This window comes from Streptomyces sp. NPDC057424, from assembly GCF_042803315.1.
GTDB lineage: Bacteria > Actinomycetota > Actinomycetes > Streptomycetales > Streptomycetaceae > Streptomyces.
This window is the reverse complement of record NZ_JBHVCP010000006.1, coordinates 67,141-90,590: the sequence shown is the minus strand read 5'-3', so window position 1 is coordinate 90,590 and position 23,450 is coordinate 67,141. Positions and strand designations below refer to the sequence as shown.

Annotated in this window: 21 protein-coding genes, 2 tRNA genes and 1 pseudogene; 13 read left to right on the top strand and 11 right to left on the bottom strand. The window is 71.2% G+C overall.

Going from position 1 to position 23,450, the window contains the following annotated elements; all coding sequences use genetic code 11:
* Positions 1 to 19 precede the first annotated feature (19 nt).
* From ehuB to ACFU3E_RS08055, 6 genes are all read left to right on the top strand, one after another.
* The gene (ehuB, locus tag ACFU3E_RS08080; RefSeq protein WP_384154021.1) at positions 20 to 943 is read left to right on the top strand and encodes an ectoine/hydroxyectoine ABC transporter substrate-binding protein EhuB; all 924 of its coding nucleotides are present in this window, start codon (positions 20 to 22) and stop codon (positions 941 to 943) included.
* Positions 940 to 1,653, top strand: a complete 714-nt coding sequence (gene ehuC / locus ACFU3E_RS08075; RefSeq protein WP_384153811.1) for an ectoine/hydroxyectoine ABC transporter permease subunit EhuC — start codon at positions 940 to 942, stop codon at positions 1,651 to 1,653. Before ehuB ends, ehuC begins: the two co-directional genes overlap by 4 nt.
* On the top strand, positions 1,653 to 2,303 hold the full coding sequence (gene ehuD / locus ACFU3E_RS08070) for an ectoine/hydroxyectoine ABC transporter permease subunit EhuD (RefSeq protein ID WP_384153808.1): 651 nt from the start codon (positions 1,653 to 1,655) through the stop codon (positions 2,301 to 2,303). Before ehuC ends, ehuD begins: the two co-directional genes overlap by 1 nt.
* Complete coding sequence (gene ehuA, locus ACFU3E_RS08065) at positions 2,293 to 3,081, top strand: ectoine/hydroxyectoine ABC transporter ATP-binding protein EhuA (RefSeq protein ID WP_384153805.1); 789 nt, start codon at positions 2,293 to 2,295, stop codon at positions 3,079 to 3,081. The genes ehuD and ehuA overlap by 11 nt, the downstream gene beginning before the upstream one ends.
* A 208-nt stretch (positions 3,082 to 3,289) precedes the next feature.
* Positions 3,290 to 4,048 (top strand): IclR family transcriptional regulator, encoded by a 759-nt coding sequence (locus ACFU3E_RS08060; protein ID WP_384153802.1) that lies wholly within the window; start codon positions 3,290 to 3,292, stop codon positions 4,046 to 4,048.
* Positions 4,049 to 4,146: 98 nt separating this feature from the next.
* Positions 4,147 to 4,220, top strand: a tRNA-Lys gene (locus ACFU3E_RS08055).
* Positions 4,221 to 4,276: 56 nt separating this feature from the next.
* On the opposite strand, the gene ACFU3E_RS08050 is transcribed toward ACFU3E_RS08055, so the two are convergent.
* The 4 genes from ACFU3E_RS08050 to ACFU3E_RS08035 form a co-directional block, all read right to left on the bottom strand.
* Positions 4,277 to 4,771: a hypothetical protein gene (locus ACFU3E_RS08050; protein WP_384153799.1), complete on the bottom strand. Its 495-nt coding sequence runs from the start codon at positions 4,769 to 4,771 to the stop codon at positions 4,277 to 4,279.
* Between the two features lie 99 nt (positions 4,772 to 4,870).
* On the bottom strand, positions 4,871 to 5,476 hold the full coding sequence (locus tag ACFU3E_RS08045; protein ID WP_384153796.1) for a lytic polysaccharide monooxygenase: 606 nt from the start codon (positions 5,474 to 5,476) through the stop codon (positions 4,871 to 4,873).
* Between the two features lie 101 nt (positions 5,477 to 5,577).
* On the bottom strand, positions 5,578 to 6,699 hold the full coding sequence (locus tag ACFU3E_RS08040) for an SPFH domain-containing protein (RefSeq protein ID WP_384153793.1): 1,122 nt from the start codon (positions 6,697 to 6,699) through the stop codon (positions 5,578 to 5,580).
* 108 nt (positions 6,700 to 6,807) lie between these two features.
* Entirely contained in the window at positions 6,808 to 8,121 is a 1,314-nt protein-coding gene (locus ACFU3E_RS08035; protein ID WP_384153790.1) for a peptidoglycan-binding protein, read from the bottom strand.
* A 200-nt stretch (positions 8,122 to 8,321) separates the two neighbouring features.
* Here ACFU3E_RS08035 and ACFU3E_RS08030 point away from each other — a divergent pair.
* The 4 genes and pseudogenes from ACFU3E_RS08030 (at position 8,322) to ACFU3E_RS08015 (ending at position 13,499) form a co-directional block, all read left to right on the top strand.
* A tRNA-Lys gene (locus tag ACFU3E_RS08030) sits at positions 8,322 to 8,395 on the top strand.
* 119 nt (positions 8,396 to 8,514) lie between these two features.
* Positions 8,515 to 9,236 (top strand): annotated as a pseudogene (locus tag ACFU3E_RS08025) (FadR/GntR family transcriptional regulator).
* Between the two features lie 325 nt (positions 9,237 to 9,561).
* Positions 9,562 to 11,562, top strand: coding sequence for a glycosyltransferase family 2 protein (locus ACFU3E_RS08020; protein WP_384153788.1), 2,001 nt, complete (start codon positions 9,562 to 9,564; stop codon positions 11,560 to 11,562).
* Complete coding sequence (locus ACFU3E_RS08015; RefSeq protein WP_384153784.1) at positions 11,559 to 13,499, top strand: kelch motif-containing protein; 1,941 nt, start codon at positions 11,559 to 11,561, stop codon at positions 13,497 to 13,499. The genes ACFU3E_RS08020 and ACFU3E_RS08015 overlap by 4 nt, the downstream gene beginning before the upstream one ends.
* Before the next feature lie 61 nt (positions 13,500 to 13,560).
* On the opposite strand, the gene ACFU3E_RS08010 is transcribed toward ACFU3E_RS08015, so the two are convergent.
* From ACFU3E_RS08010 to ACFU3E_RS07985, 6 genes are all read right to left on the bottom strand, one after another.
* Complete coding sequence (locus ACFU3E_RS08010; RefSeq protein ID WP_384153781.1) at positions 13,561 to 14,598, bottom strand: glycoside hydrolase family 6 protein; 1,038 nt, start codon at positions 14,596 to 14,598, stop codon at positions 13,561 to 13,563.
* Positions 14,599 to 14,946: 348 nt separating this feature from the next.
* On the bottom strand, positions 14,947 to 15,624 hold the full coding sequence (locus ACFU3E_RS08005; protein WP_384153778.1) for a class F sortase: 678 nt from the start codon (positions 15,622 to 15,624) through the stop codon (positions 14,947 to 14,949).
* A 2-nt stretch (positions 15,625 to 15,626) separates the two neighbouring features.
* Complete coding sequence (locus tag ACFU3E_RS08000) at positions 15,627 to 16,265, bottom strand: hypothetical protein (protein ID WP_384153775.1); 639 nt, start codon at positions 16,263 to 16,265, stop codon at positions 15,627 to 15,629.
* A 121-nt stretch (positions 16,266 to 16,386) separates the two neighbouring features.
* Complete coding sequence (locus ACFU3E_RS07995; protein WP_384153772.1) at positions 16,387 to 17,166, bottom strand: HAD-IIA family hydrolase; 780 nt, start codon at positions 17,164 to 17,166, stop codon at positions 16,387 to 16,389.
* 108 nt (positions 17,167 to 17,274) lie between these two features.
* Entirely contained in the window at positions 17,275 to 18,042 is a 768-nt protein-coding gene (locus ACFU3E_RS07990; protein WP_384153769.1) for an LPXTG cell wall anchor domain-containing protein, read from the bottom strand.
* Between the two features lie 341 nt (positions 18,043 to 18,383).
* Entirely contained in the window at positions 18,384 to 19,718 is a 1,335-nt protein-coding gene (locus ACFU3E_RS07985) for an ROK family protein (protein ID WP_384154019.1), read from the bottom strand.
* Positions 19,719 to 19,813: 95 nt separating this feature from the next.
* Between ACFU3E_RS07985 and ACFU3E_RS07980 the strand changes: the two genes are divergently transcribed.
* From ACFU3E_RS07980 to ACFU3E_RS07970, 3 genes are all read left to right on the top strand, one after another.
* On the top strand, positions 19,814 to 20,905 hold the full coding sequence (locus tag ACFU3E_RS07980; protein WP_384153766.1) for a Gfo/Idh/MocA family oxidoreductase: 1,092 nt from the start codon (positions 19,814 to 19,816) through the stop codon (positions 20,903 to 20,905).
* The gene (locus ACFU3E_RS07975) at positions 20,902 to 21,444 is read left to right on the top strand and encodes a heme-degrading domain-containing protein (protein WP_384153763.1); all 543 of its coding nucleotides are present in this window, start codon (positions 20,902 to 20,904) and stop codon (positions 21,442 to 21,444) included. Before ACFU3E_RS07980 ends, ACFU3E_RS07975 begins: the two co-directional genes overlap by 4 nt.
* A gap of 74 nt (positions 21,445 to 21,518) precedes the next feature.
* A complete protein-coding gene (locus tag ACFU3E_RS07970; RefSeq protein WP_384153760.1) occupies positions 21,519 to 22,385 on the top strand; it encodes an LLM class F420-dependent oxidoreductase in 867 nt (288 codons plus the stop codon).
* A 97-nt stretch (positions 22,386 to 22,482) separates the two neighbouring features.
* Here the strand turns inward: ACFU3E_RS07970 and ACFU3E_RS07965 are convergent, their stop codons facing one another.
* Positions 22,483 to 23,340 carry a fumarylacetoacetate hydrolase family protein gene (locus tag ACFU3E_RS07965; RefSeq protein ID WP_384153757.1) on the bottom strand — a complete coding sequence of 286 codons (858 nt, stop codon included), beginning with the start codon at positions 23,338 to 23,340 and terminating at the stop codon, positions 22,483 to 22,485.
* Between the last annotated feature and the right edge of the window lie 110 nt (positions 23,341 to 23,450).

The window sequence follows — 23,450 nt, the reverse complement described above, 5'->3', positions numbered from 1 at the left end:
TTCGGGTAGCCGCGCGCCCATGGCCTCACCACCAGACAGAATTCCGCCCATAGTCAGGCGTGACCGCCCATCAGGACCCACCCGCCGGTCGCTGCTCGCGGGGGTCGCGGCGCTCGGCGCGCTGGGTGCGTCCGGATGCTCGCGCGTGGCCACCGCCTCCGGAACGGAGGGGGGTGAGCTCCTGGAGCGGCTCCGCGCCCAGGGCGTGGCGCGGCTCGGCATCGCCGGGGAGATCCCCTTCGGCTACATCGACAAGAACGGCGAGCTGACCGGCGAGGCGCCGGAGCTGGCGAAGGTCATCTTCAAGCGGCTCGGAGTGGACCGGGTGCAGCCCGTCCCCACCGAGTTCGGCTCCCTCATCCCCGGCCTGAACTCACAGCAGTTCGACATCGTGGCCGCCGGCATGTACATCAACCCGGAACGCTGCGAACAGGTCATCTTCTCCGACCCCGACTACCAGATGCTCGACTCCTTCATCGTGCGCAAGGGAAACCCCCTGGGCCTGCGCGACTACAAGGACGTCGTCGAGAAGAAGGCCAAGTTCGCGACCGGTACCGGCTACGCCGAGATCGGCTACGCCGTGGAGGCGGGCTACAAGGAGAGCGACATTCTCATCGTGCCCGACCAGGTGGCGGGGCTGAACGCCGTCGAGGCCGGGCGCGTCGACGTCTTCGCCGGGACGGCGCTGACCACGCGTGAGGTGGTGAAGAAGTCCGCCAAGGCCGAGGTGACCGACCCCTTCAAGCCGATCGTCGACGGCAAGCCACACATCGACGGCGGCGGCTTCGCCTTCCGGCCCAACGAGACGAAACTGCGGGACGCCTTCAACCGTGAGCTGCACAAGCTCAAGGACAGCGGCGAACTGCTCCGGATTCTCAAGCCCTTCGGGTTCACGGAGAACGAGATGACGGATCTGACCGCGAAGGAGCTCTGCGGCGGATGACCTCGGGACTCTGGGAACTGGTACTCAAGGGCGTCTGGGTCACGATCCAGCTGCTCGTGTGCAGCGCGCTGCTGGCCGCGGCGGTGTCCTTCGTCGTCGGCGTCGCGCGCACCCACCGGCTGTGGATCGTCCGCTTCCTGGCGGGCTTCTACACCGAGGTGTTCCGCGGGACCTCGGCGCTGGTGATGATCTTCTGGGTGTTCTTCGTGCTGCCCCCGGCCTTCGGCTGGCAGCTGGTGCCGCTGTGGGCGGGCACGCTGGCGCTCGGCCTGACCTACGGGGCGTACGGCTCGGAGATCGTGCGCGGTGCGCTGGGCGCGGTCGACCCGGCGCAGAAGGAGGGCGGGATCGCGCTGAGCTTCACGCCCTGGCAGCGGATGCGGCTGATCCTGCTGCCGCAGGCGGTGCCGGAGATGATCCCGCCGTTCTCCAACCTGCTGATCGAGCTGCTCAAGGGCACCGCCCTGGTGTCGGTCATGGGCATGGGCGACCTGGCGTTCAGCGGCAACCTGGTGCGCCTGGCGCTGCAGGAGAGCGCGGAGATCTACACGTACATCCTGCTCATCTACTTCGTGATCGCCTTCCTGCTCACCCGGGTGATGCGCGGGCTGGAGAAGAAGCTCAAGGCGGGAGTCGGAAAGACGCCGGAGCGCAAGCCCGACCTCGAGCTGAAGCGCCCTGAGACGACCAACGTGGGGGGTGCCGTCTGATGAAGTGGGACTGGAGCGCGGTCTCCGACTTCATGCCGGACTTCTGGGACGGCCTGCTGGTCACCCTGCAGATCCTGGTGCTCGGCTCGCTGATCTCGTTCGTGCTGGGCCTGGTGTGGGCGCTGCTGATGCGGCTGCCGACGCGCTGGGTGACCTGGCCCGTCGGAGCGGTCACGGAGTTCGTCCGCAACACCCCGCTGCTGGTGCAGCTGTTCTTCCTGTTCTACGTGCTGCCCGAGTGGGGCCTGACCTTCTCGGCGCTGACCACGGGTGTGTTCGCGATCGGGCTGCACTACTCGACGTACACCATGCAGGTCTACCGCGCCGGTATCGAGGCCGTGCCGGTCGGCCAGTGGGAGGCGGCGACGGCGCTGAACCTGCCGCTGAGCCGGACGTGGAGCGCGGTGATCCTGCCGCAGGCGGTGCGCCGGGTCGTCCCCGCGCTCGGCAACTACGTCATCGCCATGCTCAAGGACACGCCGATGCTGATGGCGATCACCGTCCTGGAGATGCTCGGCCACGCCCGCCTGTTCTCGCAGGAGCACTTCCAGTTCACCGAGCCGCTGACGGTGATCGGAGTGGCCTTCATCGTCATTTCCTATCTGGCCTCCCTTGTCCTGCGAGCCCTGGAGCGACGCCTTGTCCACTGACACCCTCCCCAACCCCGAGAAGAACCCCGACGCCAGGAGCACCGGCGAGCTGATCCGGCTGGAGCAGGTCACCAAGCGGTTCGGGGACAACACCGTGCTGGACCACCTGGACTTCTCGGTCGACGCCGGCAAGCACGTCACCCTGATCGGACCGTCCGGATCCGGCAAGACCACGATCCTGCGGCTGCTGATGACCCTGCTCAAGCCCGACGAGGGCACGATCACGGTCGACGGGCAGCAGCTGTTCCCGGCCTCCGACAAGCAGGTCCGCGAGGTCCGCAAGAAGATCGGGATGGTGTTCCAGCAGTTCAACCTGTTCCCGAACATGACGGTGCTGCGGAACATCACCGAGGCGCCGGTCACCGTCCTCGGCATGTCGAAGGACGAGGCGGTGGAGCGGGCCAAGGGGCTGCTCGACATGGTGGGCCTGGCCGACAAGTGCGACGCGCACCCGGCCCAGCTCTCCGGCGGCCAGCAGCAGCGGGTGGCGATCGCCCGGGCCCTGGCGATGCGCCCGCAGGTGCTGCTCCTGGACGAGGTGACGTCCGCGCTCGACCCCGAGCTGGTCGCGGGCGTCCTCGACGTCCTCAGGGACATCGCCCGCTCCACCGACATCACGATGCTCTGTGTGACCCACGAGATGAACTTCGCCCGGGACATCTCCGATCAGGTACTGATGTTCGACTCGGGCCGGATCATCGAGTCGGGCACGCCGGAGAAGATCTTCAGCGACCCGGAGCTGGACCGGACACGGGAGTTCCTCAGCGCAGTGTTGTGACTACGTGCTGTGACCAGGCGGAATGACCGCCCCCTCGGACGAGGTGGGACTGGGGCATGCTTCTGGCATATGCCAGAGTGCCATTGCCCCAGTCCGGGGCCCCGGGAATCTTGTCAACCCCCGCTCCTCGCAGGCCCATTGCCGGTTAACCTGGACAAGGTTCACTGACCGGATTACGGCCCTACAGCAAGCGCAGGGGGAGACCACCGTGGCGCTGAAGCACGAGCCGACCGCCCCGTACCATTCGGCCCAGGAAGCCCTGCGCGTCCTGGAGACGGTGGCGCGCGGTTCCAGCGGTGTCACCGACACCGAGATGGCCCGGCACACCGGCATCACACCGGAGCGGCTGACCGCGCTCCTGCGCATGCTGCGCCGCGAGGGCTACGTCGAGCAGATCACCGACGGCGCGTACGTCACGGGCGAGACCCTGGCCCGCCTCGGCTCCGCCCACCACCGCGAGCAGGCCCTGCGCGACAAGCTCCAGCGCACCCTCGACCGGCTGCGCGACTCGGTCGGCGCCGCCGTCTACATGAGCCGGTACGTCGACGGCGAGATCAGCATCACCCAGTACGCCGACAGCCCGGCCGCGCCCAAGGTCAACGAATGGGTCGACTTCCGCTCCTCGGCCCACGCCACCGCCATCGGCAAGAGCCTGCTCACCCAGCTCGACCACGCCGGCCGCCGCGACCACCTCGCCCGGCACAAGATGGCCCGCCTGACCTCGCGCACCATCACCAGCGACCGGCTCCTGCTCTCCCGCCTGGAGGCCCAGCCACCCACCGTGCCCGTCCTGGACCTGCAGGAGTACGCGGTCGGCACGGTCTGCGCGGCCGTCCCGATCACGGCCGGCTCCTCCGTCGGCTGCCTGGCCCTGTCCCTCCCGGTCGAGCACGCCCACCGCCTGCGCCAGGCCGCGGACGCCCTCAACCGCAACGCGGCCCCGGTGCTGCTCTCCATGGCGATCTAGCGCCCCCGCCCGGGTGGTCCGGAGCACCCCTCGGCATTGGGTAGTATTTTCTCCGTCGCCCGCCGCGGAACATGATTCCGGCGGCAGGCGGGAGTCATGCGCCGCTAGCTCAGTTGGTTAGAGCAGCTGACTCTTAATCAGCGGGTCCGGGGTTCGAGTCCCTGGCGGCGCACGGGTGAGGGGCCTCTCGTGGGAGCGAGGGGCCCCTCAGCGCGTTCCGGATACGGGTCACGGCGTCACGGACGCCTGGCCGTCAACGCTGAAGACGAAGTCGGTGTACGGCCCGGAGGTCTGGCTGTACGCGGCGGCGAAACCGGCGCAGAACACGACGACCACGCCGAGGAACGCCAGGATGCCGATGCCGCTCACCGCCTGCTTCGCCCTGCTGGGCGCCTGGGCCGTGGCCACGACCTGGCGGCCGTCGGTGTAGTAGACCGTGACGTAGTCGCCCTCGAGGGTCGTCGCGGGGCCGCCGTCCTCCTCGAAGCGGATGACCCGGCCGTCGTGTGCGATGAACTCGTACACGTGGTGGAGGGTGGTGCGGACCGAGGTGTCGCCGTGGCCGCCGCCGACCGTGGTGAAGGTCCGCAGGCAGCGGCCCTCGGCCGTCAGGCCGCTGTTCCAGGCGCCCCGGATCTGCAGCCAGCGCCGCACGACCCGGTAGGCCATGAAGAGGGCCAGGGCCATGATCAGGCCGGGCACGACGTAGAAGATCACGTCCATCGCGCATCCCCCGAGGTCGATGCGCCGGTCCCGAGCGGCCGGCGTGGGAGGAACCTACCCGCGCCGGCCGCACCGGTGACTCAAGGGAACCTCAGAGGTTCAGAAGGTCACGTCCGAGCAGGCGTAGAACGCGTTGGCCGTGTCGGCGATCGTCCACACGGCCACGATGACGTGACGGCCGCTCAGCCCGGACGGCAGCCTGCCGCTGTGGGAGAGCGTGGGCGGGGGCCGCCGGCCGTCGTACGGCACGGTGAAGAACGGGGTGAGGTTGAGGTCGGACCGGGCCAGGTTGTGGTTCTGGTTCCAGCCCGGCTTGGTGACGTAGTACGTGAAGTCGGTCGTGGCGTGCATGGCCGTGAACTGCCAGCGGAACGTGTAGTTCTGTCCGCCCGTCACCTTGGTGGCGGGCCAGGCGCCGCCGGACGGTGTCCGCGGCGCGCTGAGCCGGCCGAAGTGGCCGAGGCCGGCGTTGCATATCTGCCCGTCGGCCGGGCCGGAGGCCGGGAAACCCTTCGGCCCCTCGACGCTCTGCGGCTCCCACTGGATCGAGCCGCAGTTGGTCACGGTGCCGTTCTGGCAGAGCTTCTGCCGGCTGATGGGGAGGTCGGTGTAGCCGTGGCCGCTGGCGCCGCCCGAGGAGAGCACGAGGGCTCCGGTCGTGGCCAGTCCCACCGCGGCTGCGGACAACTTGGTCCTTGTGCGCATGCTGCCGCTCCTGGAGAACGTGGGGGAGGTTCAGTGAGCCGTGCATGTAGGTCTAGACCAAGTTCGAGATTATGGGCGTTAGTTGAACATGTCCATACCAATCACGGAGCCGTTTCTCCCCGGCCGGCGCAGAACGCCACCGTCAGGTCCTTCACCAGCACCTTCCGCTCGTAGTCGTCGAGTTCGACCAGCCCCCGCATGGTCAGCCGGGTCACCGTGTCCTCCACCGAGTCCACGACCGACGTGAGCACGCTCGCCCGGTGCTGGGCGTCCAGCGCGGCGATCCGGCGGCGGTGCATCGCGGCGGCCACCTCGGGGGCGTACTCCACGCGGACCGGCTGCACGGAGAACACCTCCAGGCCGACGGGGGCCGCGTCCGCCGCCACCAGCCGGGTCAGCGCCTCGGCAGTCGCCTCCCCGGCTCCCCTCGGCCCGCCCGGCACCTCCACCGGCACCCGGGCCAGAGCCGCCTCGACGCACTCGCGCAGATACGTCTCGTGGTCCTCGACCCCCAGCGTGGCCCGGGCGGTGTCCCGCACCCGCCACACCACCAGGACGACCACCCGCAGCGCGACCCCGCCCCCGTCGGCCGCGGGCACGGGCTCGCTGCGCCAGTGCCGCAGCCGTACGTCCACCCGGCGACGCAGCAGCAGCGGGTTGACCCACAGCAGACCGGAGCGCCGGACGGTCCCCCGGTAGCGGCCGAACAGGTCCAGCACCCAGGCCCGCCCGGTGCGGCCCCGGGCCAGCCCGCCGAGCCCGAACAGCCCGAGCGCCCCGGCTGCCGCGTACGCAGCCCACTGCGCGAGGCCGAGCCCGGTCCCGGCGTAGGCGGGCAGCCGCAGCGCCTCCACCGCGAGCGGCGGCAGCACCCCGGCCCACCAGGAGGTGGCCACGCACCCGGCCGCACCGCAGGCCCCGGCCAGTACGCCCGCCGCACCGGGCAGCACCCGCGCGGGCCGCTCCACCAGGCCGGGGTCGACCTGCGGCACCGGGCGCTTCGGGGCGACCGCCGGGCGTCTGAGGCGCGGCTGCTCCCCCGTGCCCTGCCGGCGGCCGACGACCGCCGGTTTCAGCGGTACCGGTGCCGGGGCGGGGTCGTCGCGGAACAGCAGGTGGACGGGGATCTCGGTGGTGGCCTCGTTCTGGATGAGCCGGGCGGGCCGGGCCGGTCCGCCGGCCGGTCCGTCGGGCTCGGACGTGTGGGAAGTGGTCGTACTCATGCGTGCCTCCAGCCTCCGCGCCGGATCGTCACAACAGTGGTCCCGGGTGGGGCCGCCTGAGGGGCCCGACCGGGTTCAGGGCCCGCCCGAGGGGGGGGCCGAGCGGCCCTACGAGAAGAGGCGCCGCCAGGTCTCCGGCCCCGGGTAGCCGTCCGCCGCGCCGCCCCGCCAGCCCTGGGTGCGCTGGAAGGCCTCGACGGCGCGCCGGTCCGCCTCGCTCCAGCGCGGCCCCGGCCCGACCCGGTAGAACCTGCCGAACCCCTTCCGCACGAGCTGCCTGCCGAGCCGGGTCACGTAGATGTTGTTCGCTCCGGGGCGGAACACCGCCCGCCCCGGGTAGCCGGAGACGCCGTGGGAGGCGGGCGGCGGGCCGACCGCGCCGTCCTTCACGTCCCTGCCCTCGCCGGTGACCAGCAGCTCCCAGGTGCGGGGGCCGGGCAGACCGTCGGCGTCCGCGCCCGTCCAGCCCTGCGCCTGCTGGAACGCCCGGGTCGCCCGGCGGTCGGCGCCGGTCCAGCGCGGCCCGGGACCCGAGGCGTACGAGGCACCGGCCCCCCGTGCGACGAGCATGCGGCCGAGCAGCGTGACGTACTTGTTGTTCGCGCCGGGGCCGAAATACGCCGCTCCCGGGTAGGGCGCGGCGGCCGGGGCGCCCGGCTTGCCGCTGTCCGGTTCGGGGACCGGATCCTCCGGGGCGACGCCTTTGTAGCGGTAGGGCACGTACCGGTCGGAGTCGTTCCAGTAGGCGTACGGGGTGGACTTCCGGCGGGCGTGCGGGCGAGTCTGCTCATAGGCGGTGTAGGACGTGTGCGCGTCGTCCGTCCAGCCGCCGAAAAGGGTGACGTGCGAGCCTTTCTCGGGATCGGACTGATTGTGGAACAGCAGAATGTCGCCCGGCTGGAGTTCTTCCTTGGAAATCCTCTCCGCGTACTGTGCGAGGCTGCCCGTCCATTCGTTTCCGGGCAGCCTCCAGGCCATCGACACATAGCCGGAGCAGTCCTGCCGGTAACCGTCGGACCAGTAGGCGCTCATGCTGTACGGCACCTTCGCGGCCACCCAGGTCTTGGCCCTGTTGATGATCTCCGTGCGGGTGATGGTGGTGGGCTTGGGGGCGGCGGAGGGCCTCGCCGGACGGCCGCCGGGACCATGCAGCGGGGCCGTGCCCCCCTGGGGGGTGTCGGGCTCGTCACCTGCGGAGACGCCTGGTCGGTGGGGGGCGTGCGGGGCGGCGGCGGCCGGTACGGCGTGGCCCGCGCCGAGGGCGGCGGAGGCCGCGGCGGCCAGGGCGAGAGCACGGTGCGCGGCCGGGTGGCCGCTGGTGCGGCCGGCCCAGGAATACGGCAGGGCGCGGCGCCAGTGGACGCAGCCGGGGCAGTCGCAGTCGCTCGCGGGGTCGATATCCTCGAATACCGGAGACTCCATGCGATTCCCCTCACACTTCCGGCGGAAAATGCGGCGCCCGTGCACCTGAGGGCGCGCGTCGTCAGTTTCGCAACTGTCGTCCGCACGCGCATGCTGACGGTCCGAATGATGTACACCGCCCCCCTTGCGCGGGCCGTCCCGGACGGGAGCCTGTGGTCCGGAGCACCTGCGGACGTCCTGTAGAGTTGCGACGTCAGCCGGCGCCGCTAGCTCAGTTGGTTAGAGCAGCTGACTCTTAATCAGCGGGTCCGGGGTTCGAGTCCCTGGCGGCGCACCGACCGGAAGGCCCCTCGTGGAAGCGAGGGGCCTTCCGTTTGCCGTCGTATGTCCGTTTGCTGTCTTTGTCCGTCCTTCCGAGGTCCCCGTGCGGGCTTGGCCGGATACCCTCTGGCCGTGGCAGCGCGTGACCTGCAGGAGCGGATCAAGAAGCTCATCATCGCCCGCCGGCCGGCCTCCGGGGGGCCCGCTGCCGACCGAGCCCGAGCTGATGGAGTACCTCGGCGCGAGCCGTGAACTCGGTGCGTGAGGCGCTGAAGGCGCTCCAGGCGAGGGGCATCGTGGAGATCCGGCACGGCTTCGGCACCCACGCCGGCTCGATGCCCCTGGCCCCGATGATCGAGGGCCTCGCCTTCGGCACGGTCGCCGGGCACTACCGGGCGAGGACTCCCTGCTCCAGCTGCTGGAGCCGAGGGAGGCCGTGGAGACGGGGCTCGTGTCCCGGCTCTCCGGCCGTATACCGGAAGCGGACCTCGTTGAACTGGACGCGCTCGTCGCGCGTATGGAAGAGCAGGCCGCGCGGGGGGGGGCGACCTCGCCGAGACCGGCCGGGCCTGCCACGCCACCCTCTGCCGGGGGCTGGACGACGTGCTGCCGTGCGAGGTCCCGGAGGTGTTCTGGGACGCCTTCCACCGGGTCCGCACGGACCTCGGGGGCGAGCCGCAGGACCCGAAGGCGACCTGCCGGCAGCACCGCGAGATCCTCGACGCGGTGCGGTGCGGTCCGACGACTCGCTGCGGGGGAGGAGGCCATTGAGGGAGCACTTCGGTAACATCCGCGCCCGCCTGTCCACAACGCCTCCACAGGGCCCCCACACCCGTCACAATGAACGCGTTTGACCGGTAACCACCGTGTTTCGCATCTTGCGATCATGATGAGCGCCGTAGAATCTGGGTTTTCTGGTTTTACAAGATGCTGCGGGTTCGCGGCAGTTGGGGGGATCGAGGGCCGGTTGCGGGCTGAGCGGGGGTAGGGGCCTCGTTCATGAACGGATGCCGAGGGGGGCATCATGCAACCGGAAGGTCGCGTTGCCGTGTCTATAGGGTGTGGATGACGTGGTGACTGCGATCCACCACTGATACGTCTGTGAAGGTCGAGGGGGACCTGCAGCAGACGGTAGGAAGCTACGAAACACGCGGCTGTCCGCGTGTGGGGGGATGACTCATGACGTCGAGGCCCACGGGTGCCCGGCAGGACCACGACCCGTCCCAGACCACTCAGCTCAGGGTGCCGTCGCACCGGATGAGCACCACGGGGACGTTCCGGCGGATCAAAAAGGCCCTGCCGAGGTACGACTACGAGCACTACAGCCGGCTCGCGGGTCCCCTCACCCAGCCGGATCCGGGCAAGCCGTACAAGGTGCAGTACCGCTCGCTCATCTCGCAGGAACCGCACCGCATCCGCGTCGCCCTGATGCTGGCCGCGGCCCCGGTGCTGTCCCTGGTGCTGCTGTTCTGGCTGCTCCAGCCCGAGCACTGGACCGAGCGCGACTACCCGGCCTTCGACTGGCTGCCCACGCTCGACATGGTGATGCTCGTCTCGATCGGCCTGATCGAGTTCTTCCGCTGCATGAACGTGCTGTCGAACGCGCACGCCACGCTGGTGGCCCGCGACCCGATCCCGGTGGTGCCCGAGACCGGCACCAGAGTGGCCTTCCTCACCTCCTTCGTGCCCGGCAAGGAGCCGCTGGAGATGGTGACGAAGACCCTGGAGGCGGCCGTGCGGATCCGCCACCGGGGTCTGATGCACGTGTGGCTGCTCGACGAGGGCGACGACCCCGAGGTGAAGGCGGTCTGCGAGCGCCTCGGTGTGCACCACTTCTCCCGCAAGGGCGTCGCGAAGTGGAACCAGGCCAAGGGCCCGCACCGCGCCAAGACCAAGCACGGCAACTACAACGCCTGGCTCGAGGCGCACGGCGACAACTACGACTTCTTCGCGTCGGTCGACACCGACCACGTGCCGCTGCCCAACTACCTGGAGCGGATGCTCGGCTTCTTCCGCGACCCGGACGTCGGGTTCGTCATCGGCCCGCAGGTCTACGGCAACTACGACAACGCCATCACCAAGGCCGCCGAGTCGCAGCAGTTCCTCTTCCACGCGCTGATCCAGCGCGCCGGCAACCGCTACGGCTCCCCGATGTTCGTCGGCACCTCCAACGCCGTGCGCATCAAGGCGCTGAAGCAGATCGGCGGTCTGTACGACTCGATCACCGAGGACATGGCGACCGGCTTCGAGATGCACCGCCACAAGAACCCGGCGACGGGGAAGAAGTGGCGCTCGGTGTACACGCCGGACGTGCTCGCCGTCGGGGAGGGCCCCAGCGCCTGGACGGACTTCTTCACCCAGCAGATGCGCTGGTCGCGAGGGACGTACGAGACGATCATCGGGCAGTACTGGAAGGGCTGGTACTCGCTGCCGCCGAGCAAGCTCTTCAACTACACGATGATGATCATCTTCTACCCGATGTCGGCCCTGAACTGGATCCTGGCGGCGCTGAGCTGCTGCCTGTTCCTGGGCCTGGGCGCCTCGGGTGTGAACATCGACCCGGCGGTCTGGCTGATGCTCTACGGCAACGCCTCCGCCCTGCAGATCGGCCTGTACGTCTGGAACCGCCGGCACAACGTCTCGCCGCACGAGCCGGAGGGCTCCGGTGGTGTGGCCGGCATGGTGATGTCCGCGCTGTCGGCACCGCTGTACGCGAAGGCGCTGATCGACTCCGTGCTGCGCCGCAAGAGCAAGTTCGTGGTCACGCCCAAGGGCGACTCGGCGAGCCCGGACCGCTGGTTCGGCACGTTCCGCTACCACTGGTACTTCGTCGCGATCTTCGGTGGTTCGATCGCCGCCGGCTTCGTCTTCGGCCACTCCCACCCCGCGATGATCATCTGGGCGACGTTCGCCCTGCTGATCACCGCCTCGCCGGTGTTCGCCTGGCGCTGGCAGCTGCGGCAGGACGCGAAGAAGCCCGCCGCCCATGCCGCGGGACAGCTACAGGACCCTGCGAGGCCGCAGTCGACGCAGCCGCCGGCGATCCCGCAGCAGCCGTCGGCGCACGCCCCGCAGCAGAAGCCCACGTGGGCCGCCACCCCGGGCGCACACGGGGAGGTCGGAGGGACCGACCAGACCATGCAGATCGCCCTTGGTGGACTTGGGGGACGTAAGGAATGAACGACCGTGCAGGCCGCCGCCGGGCCCGTCGACTCGCGATCGGCACGGCGGTGGTACTCGCGCTGGCCGGGATGAACGGGCCGTGGCTCTACCGCTTCAGCACCGAGAAATACCACCAGTACACAATCAACAAACCGGAGTACAAGGCCGCGAACGGCAAGTGGGAGATCGTCGATTTCCCCGAGGAGTACCGGCAGAACACCATCCACGCGGCGCTGCTGCGCACCGGCAAGGTGCTGCTCGTCGCGGGGTCCGGCAACAACCAGGACAACTTCGACGCGAAGAAGTTCGACACCCGGATATGGGACCCGGTCAAGGGCACCATCAAGAAGGTCCCCACGCCGGCCGACCTGTTCTGCACCGGCCACACGCAGCTCGCCAACGGCAACCTGCTGATCGCGGGCGGCACCAAGCGCTACGAGAAGCTCAAGGGTGACGTCACCAAGGCCGGCGGCCTGATGATCGTCCACAACGAGAACCCGGACAAGCCGATCACACTGCCCGCCGGCACGAAGTTCACGGGCAAGGAGAACGGCAAGACCTTCGTCTCCAAGGACCCGGTGCTCGTGCCGCGCGCGAAGAAGGTCTTCGACAAGGCGACCGGCAGGTTCCTGCGCAACGACCCCGGTCTCGGCCGGATCTACGTCGAGGCGCAGAAGCGGGGCAAGAAGCACGAGACGGGCACGCAGGACAACTACCGTGTGCACGGCCTGAAGGGCGCCGACGCCAAGAACACCTACGGCATCGCGCAGAAGCTCGCCCTGGACAAGAAGGACTTCCAGGGCATCCGGGACGCCTTCGAGTTCGACCCCGTGGCCGAGAAGTACATCAAGGTCGACCCGATGAAGGAGGCCCGCTGGTACCCGACGCTCACCACCCTGAGCGACGGGAAGATCCTCAGCGTCTCGGGCCTCGACGACATCGGCCAGCTGGTCCCGGGCAAGAACGAGATCTTCGACCCGAAGACCAAGAAGTGGGCCTACACCGGCAAGGTCCGGCAGTTCCCGACCTACCCGGCGCTGTTCCTCATGCAGAACGGCAAGGTCTTCTACTCGGGGTCCAACGCGGGCTACGGGCCGGACGACGTGGGCCGTGAGCCGGGCGTGTGGGACGTGGACACCAACAAGTTCACGAAGATACCGGGCCTGAGCGACCCCACGCTGATGGAGACGTCCGGCACGGTGCTGCTGCCGCCGGCGCAGGACGAGAAGTACATGGTGGTCGGCGGCGGTGGCGTCGGCGAGTCCGAGGTGTCCAGCGAGAAGACCCGGATCGTCGACCTCAAGAAGGCGAACCCGCGCTTCGTGGACGGCCCGTCCCTGGACAAGGGCACGCGCTACCCGAACGCCTCGATCCTGCCCGACGACAGCGTGCTGATCTCCGGCGGTTCGGAGGACTACCGCGGCCGCAGCGACTCCAACATCTTCGAGGCGCGGCTCTACGACGCGGAGAAGAACGAGCTCAAGCGGGTCGCCGACCCGCTCGTTGGCCGCAACTACCACTCCGGGTCGATCCTGCTGCCCGACGGACGCGTGATGTTCTTCGGCTCCGACTCGCTCTACGCCGACAAGGCCAACACCAAGCCGGGCAAGTTCGAGCAGCGCATCGAGATCTACACGCCGCCCTACCTCTACGGCGACGGGGACCGGCCCTCGCTGTCGGGCGGCCCGCAGACCATCAAGCGCGGCGGCACGGGGACGTTCACCTCGTCGGACGCGGCCAAGGTCAAGAAGGTCCGGCTGATCCGGCCGAGCGCCGCCACACACGTCACGGACATCGACCAGCGGTCGATCGCACTGGACTTCAAGGCGTCCGGCGACCAGCTGACGGTGACCGTGCCGGAGAACCGGAACCTGGTCCAGGCGGGCTGGTACATGGTGTTCGTGACGGACGCCGACGGGACCCCGAGCAAGGCTCAGTGGGTCAAGGTGCCCTGACGGGCAACCGGGAAGGGGCGCTCTCCCGCGGGGAGGGCGCCCCTTGCGTATGGCCGGTACGTCAGCCGGTGGCCTTCGCCAGCTTCAGGGCGTAGTCCGCCCACCACTGGCCCGCCTTGGGTCCGCCCTTGCACTCGCCGTCCGACTCCCCCGGCCGCTTCACCCACAGGTACGCGTCGACCAGCGGGTCGGCCGTCTTCGTCGTCGGGGTCTCGCCCAGGGAGCGGCCCGGCGGGTTGCACCAGCGCTCGTCGGGGTTGCCGGCGGTGTAGGGGCCCTTGCCGTTGCGGCTGGTGTCGATGACGAAGTGCTTTCCGCCGACCTTGGCGGACAGCTGCTTGCCGTAGGTGATGGAGTCCTCGGTGGAGTAGAAGTTGGAGACGTTGACCGAGAAGCCGTCGGCCTGCGCGATGCCCGCGCGGTTCAGCGGCTCGAAGATCTGGTCGGGGTTCTGCCAGCCGGCGTTGCCCGCGTCGAGGTACACCTTCGTGTTCTTCAGGGACTTCAGCTGGGCGACGGCGCCCTTGAGGAGGTCGTAGCGCTCCTCGTGGAACTGCTCGGGCGTGCAGCCGTCGACGAGGTGGAGCAGCGCGTCCGGTTCCAGGATGACCGTGGCGGGCCGGTCGCCGATGCCCGCGGCCACGCCGTCGATCCAGTCACGGTAGGCGTTGCCGTCGGCGGCACCGCCCTGCGAGTACTGGCCGCAGTCGCGGTGCGGGATGTTGTAGAGGACCAGCAGGGCCGTGCGGCCGGCCTTGTCGGCGGCCTCGGTGAAGCCCCGGGTCTGCTCCTGCGGATCGTCCGGGCCGACCCACTCGGCGACCGGCTGTTCGGCGATCTTGCGGATCTGCTCGGCGTCCTGCTTCTTGCCGGACTTCTCCAGGTCGGCGACCTCCCGGGCCGCGGTTCCATCCGGATTGACCCAGAACGGGGCCTTTTCCTTGGGCTGTTGGGTGATCCCGGCGCCCGCTTCGGCGCCTTCGTCCGATCCGTCTCCTCCGTCGGAGGAAGAACACCCCGTGATCAGCAGTGCCGCCCCCAGCACCACTGCGGACATCCGCCTCCCGGCGAATCCCCCGGCCCCCCTGCTGCCGTACATCCAACTCCCCCTTGATGCACCGTTCCAAGTCTCAATCCTGACATACGTCCCGCGGCACCCACGAGGTCGAACCCCACCTGCGCGGATGACGCAGCGCCACCGTATCGGGACTTGGCGTCATCCAGGCTCAAGGCTCCAGGCCCCGGCAGCCCTGCGACCCCAGAGCCTTGTCAGGCAAGCGCCTGATCTCCGGCCAGAGATTCACTCACCGTGACATCCAAGGCCTCCCGCGCACCCCGCCGGGTCACTCCGCATCCCGCGCACGCCGCGATCGAGGACCGGCCCGGTCGACGGCTTCAGGGGGAGCGGGTCGTCGACCGGGGCGGGTGGGCGGGACGCGTCGGGGCTTCAGAGTCCCGTCCCCGTCAGGTACGCCGAGACGATCACGTTCGCCGTGTAGCTGCGGGTCGTACGGTCGAAGCTGCCGCCGCAGGTGACCAGCCGCAGTTCGGCCCGCCCCGACTCGCGGGGCCCGTAGGCCTGGTGGGCGTCGAAGTGGTCGCGGGTGAGGACCTGGACGGACTCCACGGTGAACTCGGCGACCTTGGCGTCGGCCCGGATCACCCGGATCGTCTGGCCCGGTCGCATGGCACTGACCTTGTAGAAGACGGCGGGCCTGGTGTCGGTGTCGACGTGACCGACCATCAGCGCGGTGCCGGGCGCCCCGGGCGCGACCCCGCCGGCGTACCAGCCGACCACGCCCGGCTGGTCGTACGGCGGCGGATCGAGCGCGCCGCGTGCGTCGAGGCCGCGCGCCACCACGGGGGCCTGGACGCCGAGCCCGGGGATGTCGACCCGCTGCGGCAGCGCGTCGCCCAGGGGGCGGTGCTCGGGCGGCAGCTTGATGTCCGGGGGCCGTCCGGCCGCCGCCATGTCACCCGTGGCGGGGGCGGCTAGGCCGTGCCGCGTCTCGGTGACCTCGCGGCCCCACAGCCACAGCCCGAGCAGCAGCACGACCCAGGCCATACCGGTCAGCAGGCGGCCGGTGCCCGAGAAGCGTCCCTGAACCTGATCGTGATCCCGCATGGTCAGTCCGTTCCACGGCCCCGGCGGACACCACGCAGCGCGACGGCCACCGCGGCCGCACCGGCGAGCACCAGCCCGGTCACCCCTTGCGCCGTACCGGGACCGGTACCGCGCTCCTCGGCGGCGACGAGAGCGGCGGCACCGCCACCACCAGCCCGGACGGGGGCGACGGGTGAGGCCGGCGTACTGGGCCGGTGCGCTTCCCCGTCGACGCCGGGAGCGGACGGCTGTCCGCCCTTTCCGGGCGCGGGCGGCTGACCCCCGGCCCCGGGCACGGGAGGGGGCGCGGCCCGGGACCGCCCCGCCTCGCCGTCCTGGACGGTGAGCGTGCCGGTCCGTCGCGTGTCGCCGCAGGTGACCTGGACGGCGTACGAACCCGCCCGGAGCGTGGAGCGGACGCGGCTCTCGCCGGTGAGCTCGCGTGCGCCGGTGACGGTCAGCCGCGCGTCCGCGACGAACGCCGCCGAGGCCGCCACGGCCGTCCGCTGCGCGCAGCCGGTCACGCGGAGTGTGACGTCACTGCCGGGGGCGGGGGCCGCCGGGGTCACCGCGACGCTCCCCGCGTCCGCCGCGTACGCCGCCGGTGCGAGGGCGACGGCGGCCAGGATGCTCGTACAGACAGTGACTCTCAGGGAACCCATCGTGAACCTCCAGACGTCTGGAGCCTCCCCCGCGCGGTGGGCCGCCGCATCCTCAGGGACGCGGCGGCTGCTCCGTGCGGGTGACGACGGGTTTGAGCCCTCTGCGAGTCGCCGCCCGGGTTCAGACCCGGTCGACCAGATCCGCGATCGAGTCCACGACCTGCGACGGCCGGTACGGGAAGTCCTCGACCTGTTCGGGCCGGGTCAGACCGGTGAGCACCAGGAACGTCTGCATCCCGGCCTCCATGCCGGCCAGCACGTCGGTGTCCATGCGGTCGCCGATCATCGCGCTGGTCTCGGAGTGCGCCCCGATGGCGTTCAGCCCGGTCCGCATCATCAGCGGGTTGGGCTTGCCCGCGAAGTACGGCTTCTTGCCGGTCGCCTGGGTGATCAGCGCGGCCACCGCGCCGGTCGCGGGCAGCGGGCCCTCGGTGGAGGGGCCCGTCTCGTCGGGGTTGGTGCAGATGAACCGGGCGCCGCCGAGGATGAGCCGGACCGCCTTGGTCATGGCCTCGAAGGAGTACGTGCGGGTCTCGCCGAGGACGACGTAGTCCGGCTCGTGGTCGGTCAGGATGTAGCCGATGTCGTGCAGCGCGGTGGTCAGCCCGGCCTCGCCGATGACGTACGCCGAGCCGCCCGGCCGCTGGTCGTCCAGGAACTGGGCGGTGGCCAGGGCCGAGGTCCAGATGCTCTCGATCGGCACCTCCAGGCCCATGCGGCGCAGCCGGGCGTGCAGGTCGCGCGGGGTGTACATCGAGTTGTTGGTGAGGACCAGGAAGGGCTTCCCGGACTCGCGGAGCTTCTTCAGGAAGGCGTCGGCACCGGGGATCGGTACGCCCTCGTGGATGAGCACACCGTCCATGTCGGTGAGCCACGATTCGACGGGCTTGCGGTCTGCCATGTGCGGGATCTCCTGCCGTACGCGGTCCAGCGTGCGACCCAGCCTAAACAGTGGCGGGATCTTGCGGAATGGCCGGCGTGCGGCGTCCCGACTGGCGGGACGGCCTGTTCAGCGGCGGCGGCGTGCGACGAGCAGCGCCCCGCCGCCGACGAGCAGCAGGGCCGCGGCGGCCGCGGCGACCTGGGTGCCGGTGCCGGTGCGGGCCAGTTCCTCCGCGAAGGGGAACCGGTCCTCGCGGGGCGGCACGGAGGCGTCGGAGTCGGGACGGGACTCGGTGCCCGTGTCGGTGCCGGTCCCCGCCTCACCGTCGTCGATCCCGAACCGGTAGTCGTTCGACTGCCCGACCCAGTCGCCGTCGTCGTCGTGCCGCTGCACCACCGCGGCGTTGGCCGTGACGTCGTTGGGCACGGCGTCCGAGGTGAGCGTGAGCCGCACCTTCACGGTGACGGTTCTGCCCGGCCCGACGGTGAACCCGGCGAACCGGTCGTCCTCGTCGGTGAACGCCCCGACGAGTTCGTCCTCGCCGGTCTTCTCGAACCGCACGGGATGGGCCCGCGCCCCCTCGAAGAACTCGAGGCGCGGCTGGGACGGTTCCAGGGCCCGCTTGTCGTCGACGAGCACGACGACGGGGTGGATGCCGGTGCAGGTCCGGTCGGTGGTGTTGGTCAGGTCGACGTACCAGGTCCCGAACCCGCCCCCGGCCGTGTAGGAGTCCGGCCCGCCGTGGATGCGGGTGGTGAGCGGGAAGGTGTGGTCGTCGGGCGCGGCACAGGCGGGCGCCGGGGCGTCCGCGTGCGCCGGATGGGCGCCGGGAAGCAGGGCGGCGGCCGCCGCTGCCGCCGTCAGGCAGAGATGAGCGGGCGTGCAGAGTCGCATGATGATGTGACATTCCGAGCGGCGGGGGCCGCGAGACGCCGCCGACGCGAACCGCCCCCGAACGGCGGCGCGGATCCGCCCGGTCGGCGGACAGTCCCCGGGGGTGTCGGCAACGTCGCGTCGTCCGTCCGCGGGACGGGCCCTGCGGCGTCCGGTGCGTGCTCACGGCGTGCCGGGCGGACGCCCGCGTACCGGTCCGTACCCGGGTGTGCGCCCGGTGCGGCGAATGGAGTCCCCCTGCTCGAAGAGCTTGAGGGAGCGTGCCGGGCGTCGCGGGGCAGGCGGGACTTCGCGGACACCCCCTGGCGCCGCCCCACCCGAGCCGCTCCGCCGGTGGATCCTCAGCCGCCCCCACGCCCGAACACCGGCCCCAGCACCAGCTGAGCCGCTCCCACCGCCACGACCCCGCCGCCCCCGGACGTGACGCGCACCGGTACGGCGGCCTGGCCCGTTCGCCGGGCCCGGGCTTCCAGCACCGCACCGACCCCGTCCGTGAAGGCCTCCGGTGCCGCCGCCACCGTGCGGCCGCCCAGCAGGATGACGTCGATGTCGAGCAGCCCCACCAGGTTCGCCGCCCCGGCCCCCAGCACCCGCGCCGCCTCCGCCGGATCACCGCGCGCCACCGCAGCGAGGCACAGGGCCTCGACGCAGCCCCGGTTCCCGCAGGTGCACGGCGGGCCGTCGAGCTGGATCACCTGGTGGCCGAACTCCCCGGCGCCGGTCCTGGCCCCCCGGTGCACGCTGCCGCCGATGACCAGCCCGGCTCCCAGGCCCGTGCCGAGGTGCAGGTACGCGAAGGAGCCGCCCTCGCCCCCGGCGGCGAGGCCCAGCGCCGCCGCGTTGGTGTCCTTGTCGACCACGACCGGCACCCCGAGCCGCTCCGCCAGCGCCTCCCGCAGCGGGAAGCCGTCCCACTCGGGGAATCCGGTCACCCGGTGCAGCACCCCCCGGGCATGATCGAGCGGCCCGGGCAGCGCGACCCCCACCCCCAGCAGGACCCGGTCGAGCCCGGCCGGCCCCTGCCGCGAGGCCCCACCCAGCCCCGCCGATCCCTGCCCCCCGGCCGGCTCCTGCCGCGAGGCCCCACCGAGCCCGGCCGGCTGCTGCCCCCCGGCCGATTGCTGCCCCGAGGCCCCACCCAGCCCCGCCGATCCCTGCCCCCCGGCCGGCCCCTGCCGCGAGGCCCCACCCAGCCCGGCCGGCTGCTGCCAGGAGGCTCCACCGAGCCCGGCCGGCAGCACCCCGGTCACCGTCTCCCGCACCGCTCCCAGCACGGCCTCCGCCCCCGCCCCCAGGTCCAGCGCGGCCCGCCCCTCCCCCACCACGGCCCCCCTCAGGTCCACGAGCACGGCCCGCACCTCGTCCCGGTCCAGATGGACCCCGACCGCGTGCCCCGCCTCGGGCACCAGCCGCAGCACCGTGCGCGGCTTGCCGCCGGTCGACGCCCGGCGTCCCGCCTCCGCCGCGAGCCCGTCCTCCCGCAGCCGGGCCGTGATCTTGCTGACGGCCTGCGGGGTGAGCCCGGTGCGCTCGGCGAGTTCGAGCCGGCTGATGCCCTCGTCCCCGGCCGTCCGCAGCAGGTCGAGCACGAGCGCGGCGTTGTGGCTGCGCAGGGCGAGCAGGTTCACCCCGCCGCCCCGTGCCCCGGCAGCACCCGTCCCGCCCGCCCCGCGCATGCCGCCCACTCCGCCCGTATGGTCGTCCACCCTGTTCACGCCCCCATTGTCCCCGGCGCTTGCACTTTGGCAACACCGTTGCGAAAGTGGGTGACATGACTGGCACACCCCTCGGCACAGCCCCCGGCTCGCCCCTCCGCGTCGGCCTCGTCGGCTACGGCCTCGCCGGCTCCGTCTTCCACGCCCCGCTGATCACCGCCACGGAGGGCCTCGCCCTCGACACGGTGGTCACCTCGAACCCGGAACGGCAGCAGCAGGCCCGTGCCGAGTTCCCGGACGTACGCCTCGCCGCCACACCGGACGAGCTGTTCGACCGGGCCGCCGAGCTGGACCTGATCGTCGTGGCGTCGCCGAACAGGACGCACGTGCCGCTCGCGGCCACCGCGCTCGAGGCCGGCCTGCCGGTCGTCGTCGACAAGCCCGTCGCGGGCACGGCGGCCGAGGCCCGCGAGCTGGCAGCCCTCGCCGAGGAGCGCGAGCTGCTCCTGTCCGTCTTCCAGAACCGCCGCTGGGACAACGACTTCCTCACCCTGCGCAAGCTGCTGAACGAGGGCGAGCTGGGCGACGTCCGGCGGTTCGAGTCCCGCTTCGAGCGCTGGCGCCCGAAGCCGAAGGGCGGCTGGCGGGAGTCCGGCGACCCCGCAGAGATCGGAGGTCTGCTCTACGACCTCGGCAGCCATGTCGTGGACCAGGCCCTGGTCCTGTTCGGCCCGGCGGCCTCCGTCTACGCGGAGACGGACATCCGCCGCCCGGGCGCCGAGACGGACGACGACACGTTCATCGCGCTCACGCACACCAGCGGCGTCCGCTCCCACCTCTACGTCTCCGCGACGACCGCCCAGCTCGGCCCCCGCTTCCGCGTCCTGGGCTCCACCGCCGGCTACGTCAAGTACGGCCTCGACCCGCAGGAGGCGGCGCTCCGGGACGGCCTGCGCCCCGGCCCCGGCTGGGGTGCGGAGCCCGAGTCGCTGTGGGGCCGCGTCGGCTCCGGCGAGTCCCCGGTGACCGGCGGCGGACGCGCCGAACCCACCCTCCCGGGCGACTACCCCGCTTACTATGCGGCCGTGGCGAAGGCCCTGCTGGAGGGCGCCCCGAACCCGGTGACCGCACGGGAGGCGGCCGCCGCCCTGGACGTACTGGAGGCCGCCCGTCGTTCGGCCCGCGAGAAGGTGACGGTGACGCTGTGACCCACAAGAGCAACCCCTCCCACAGCCAGGGGCTCACCCCGAAGTTCCACCCGGAGCTCACCCCGAGCCTGGAGGAGCTGGAGAAGCAGGAACGCCACCTGGTGTTCCGCCAGTTCACGTACGACGACGCCTGGGCGCTCGGCTCCCTCCTCGTGGAGATGGCCCGGGAGCGGCAGGCCCCGGTCGCCATCGACATCCACCGCGCCGGCCAGCAGCTCTTCCACGCGGCGCTGCCCGGCTCCACCCCGGACAACGACGCCTGGATCGCCCGCAAGCGCCGTGTGGTGGAGCGCTACGGCTCCGCTTCCTACCTGGTCGGCGCCCGCTTCCGTGCCAAGGGCAGCACGTTCGAGGAGTCCTCGCGCCTCGATCCCGGCACCTACGCGGCCCACGGCGGCTCCTTCCCGATCACCGTCGAGGGCGTGGGTGTGATCGGCGCGGTGACGGTGTCCGGGCTGCCGCAGCTCCAGGACCACCGGCTCGTGGTGGAGGCACTGGAGCGGTTCCTGGACCGCTGGAGGGACCGTCGGCCGGAATGACCGGGGACCCTCTCCGGTTGGCACCTGCGTAGGAGTGATCAAGCACGGCGCCCCAACCGGAGGGACCCCCACCCATGACCACCCCCCTGAAGGAGACCGTCGGCCGGTACGGCATCTGGAGCGTAGGCCTGCGCTCGGAGGACCCGGACCGGCGCGGCGAACTCGCCGAGGCCGCCGCCGAACTGGAGGAACTCGGCTACGGTGCCGTCTGGCTGGGCGGCAACAGCTCCGCCGCCAACGCCGCCCCGCTGATCGGGGCGACCTCGAAGCTCACGGTCGGCACCAGCATCCAGAGCATCTGGCAGCACGAGCCGGACGCCGCCGCCACGGCCTTCGCGGACCTGGAGGCGACCCACCCCGGTCGGTTCCAGCTGGGCCTCGGGGTGAGTCACGCCAAGCGGGTGGAGCAGTACGCCCGCCCCTACTCGGCCCTGGTCGAGCATCTCGACGGCCTGGACGCCGCCGGAGTGCCGTCGGACCGGCGCCTCCTGGCCGCCCTGGGCCCGAAGTCGCTCCGGCTGGCCCGCGACCGGGCGGCGGGCTCGATCCCGTACCTGGTCACCCCGGAACACACCGCGCACGCCCGCGAGATCCTCGGCGAGGCCCCTCTGCTGGCCCCGGAGCTGGGCGTCGTCCCGGAGACGGACCCGGCCCGCGCCCGCGCCCTGGCCCGCGAGTTCCTGGAGATCTACCTCCCCCTGCCGAACTACACCAACAACTTCCTCCGGCACGGCTTCACCGAGGACGACCTGTTGGACGGCGGCAGCGACCGCCTCGTCGACGCCCTGTTCGCCTGGGGCGACGACACGGCGATCCGCACCAAGATCGACGCCTTCTTCGAGGCGGGCGCGGACCACGTCGCCCTCCAGGTCCTGACCGGCGAGCCCCGCGACGCCCTCCCGAGGAAGGCGTGGCGCGACCTGGCTTCCGCACTGGCGTGAGGGGAGCGCCCGAAGGGGCGCGGGGAACTGCGCGACCGGCCACGAACTGCCCGCAGCCGGAAACCAACCGCAGTCCCCCGCCCCTCCCAGCGGAGCGCTACGCGTCCTTGAACTCCTGCCGCTGCCGCCCGAGCCCCTCGATCTCGAGCTCCACGACGTCCCCGGCCCGCAGGAACGGCTTGGGCTCGGGCGCCCCCAGGGCGACCCCCGCCGGCGTCCCCGTGTTGACGACGTCACCGGGGTACAGCGTCATGAACTGGCTGAGGTACCGCACGACCTCCCCCACCGGGAAGATCTGCTCGGCCGTCGTCCCGTCCTGCTTCAGCTCCCCGTTGACCCAGAGCTTCAGGGACAGGTCCTGCGGATCGCGCACCTCGTCCGCCGTCACGAGCCACGGCCCCAGCGGGTTGAACGTCTCGCAGTTCTTCCCCTTGTCCCAGGTCCCGCCACGCTCGATCTGGAACTCCCGCTCGGACACGTCGTGCGCCACGGCGTACCCGGCGACATGCGCGAGCCCCTCCTCCGCGGACCCCAGATACCTGGCCCTGCGTCCGATGACGACGGCCAGCTCGACCTCCCAGTCGGTCTTGAGGGACCGCCGCGGCACGAGGACCGTGTCGTTCGGCCCGACCACCGTGTCCGGCGCCTTCATGAAGACGACCGGCTCGGCGGGCGGCTCGGCTCCGGTTTCGCGCGCATGGTCGTGGTAGTTCAGGCCGATGCAGACGATCTTGCCGATCCGCGCCAGCGGCGGTCCGACCCGCAGCCCGGTGGCGTCCAGGACGGGCAGCTCGCCGGCGTCGGCGGCGGCCCGGACCCGGGCGAGCAGCTCGTCGTCGGCGAGCAGAAGGCCGTCGATGTCCGCGACGACGCCCGACAGGTCCCGCAGGGTCCCGTCGGCGTCGAGCAGCGCGGGCCGCTCCGCCCCTGCCGTACCGACTCGCAGCAGCTTCATGATCAGTCTCCCTCGATCGCGGGCGCCCGCCCGATGAGCGGGACCCGGATGCGGCGGGGCAGCCATCGGAGGACTGGTCGATCCTCCAAGCTGGACGTGCACTCCGCAAT

Coding starts and splice junctions, on each gene's coding strand:
- ehuB (WP_384154021.1), top strand. CDS start 20: ATGGCCTCACCACCAGACAGAATTCCGCCCATAGTCAGGCGTGACCGC.
- ehuC (WP_384153811.1), top strand. CDS start 940: ATGACCTCGGGACTCTGGGAACTGGTACTCAAGGGCGTCTGGGTCACG.
- ehuD (WP_384153808.1), top strand. CDS start 1,653: ATGAAGTGGGACTGGAGCGCGGTCTCCGACTTCATGCCGGACTTCTGG.
- ACFU3E_RS08050 (WP_384153799.1), bottom strand. CDS start 4,771: ATGGACGTGATCTTCTACGTCGTGCCCGGCCTGATCATGGCCCTGGCC.
- ACFU3E_RS08045 (WP_384153796.1), bottom strand. CDS start 5,476: ATGCGCACAAGGACCAAGTTGTCCGCAGCCGCGGTGGGACTGGCCACG.
- ACFU3E_RS08040 (WP_384153793.1), bottom strand. CDS start 6,699: ATGAGTACGACCACTTCCCACACGTCCGAGCCCGACGGACCGGCCGGC.
- ACFU3E_RS08035 (WP_384153790.1), bottom strand. CDS start 8,121: ATGGAGTCTCCGGTATTCGAGGATATCGACCCCGCGAGCGACTGCGAC.
- ACFU3E_RS08020 (WP_384153788.1), top strand. CDS start 9,562: ATGACGTCGAGGCCCACGGGTGCCCGGCAGGACCACGACCCGTCCCAG.
- ACFU3E_RS08015 (WP_384153784.1), top strand. CDS start 11,559: ATGAACGACCGTGCAGGCCGCCGCCGGGCCCGTCGACTCGCGATCGGC.
- ACFU3E_RS08010 (WP_384153781.1), bottom strand. CDS start 14,598: ATGTACGGCAGCAGGGGGGCCGGGGGATTCGCCGGGAGGCGGATGTCC.
- ACFU3E_RS08005 (WP_384153778.1), bottom strand. CDS start 15,624: ATGCGGGATCACGATCAGGTTCAGGGACGCTTCTCGGGCACCGGCCGC.
- ACFU3E_RS08000 (WP_384153775.1), bottom strand. CDS start 16,265: ATGGGTTCCCTGAGAGTCACTGTCTGTACGAGCATCCTGGCCGCCGTC.
- ACFU3E_RS07995 (WP_384153772.1), bottom strand. CDS start 17,166: ATGGCAGACCGCAAGCCCGTCGAATCGTGGCTCACCGACATGGACGGT.
- ACFU3E_RS07990 (WP_384153769.1), bottom strand. CDS start 18,042: ATGCGACTCTGCACGCCCGCTCATCTCTGCCTGACGGCGGCAGCGGCG.
- ACFU3E_RS07985 (WP_384154019.1), bottom strand. CDS start 19,718: ATGCGCGGGGCGGGCGGGACGGGTGCTGCCGGGGCACGGGGCGGCGGG.
- ACFU3E_RS07980 (WP_384153766.1), top strand. CDS start 19,814: ATGACTGGCACACCCCTCGGCACAGCCCCCGGCTCGCCCCTCCGCGTC.
- ACFU3E_RS07970 (WP_384153760.1), top strand. CDS start 21,519: ATGACCACCCCCCTGAAGGAGACCGTCGGCCGGTACGGCATCTGGAGC.
- ACFU3E_RS07965 (WP_384153757.1), bottom strand. CDS start 23,340: ATGAAGCTGCTGCGAGTCGGTACGGCAGGGGCGGAGCGGCCCGCGCTG.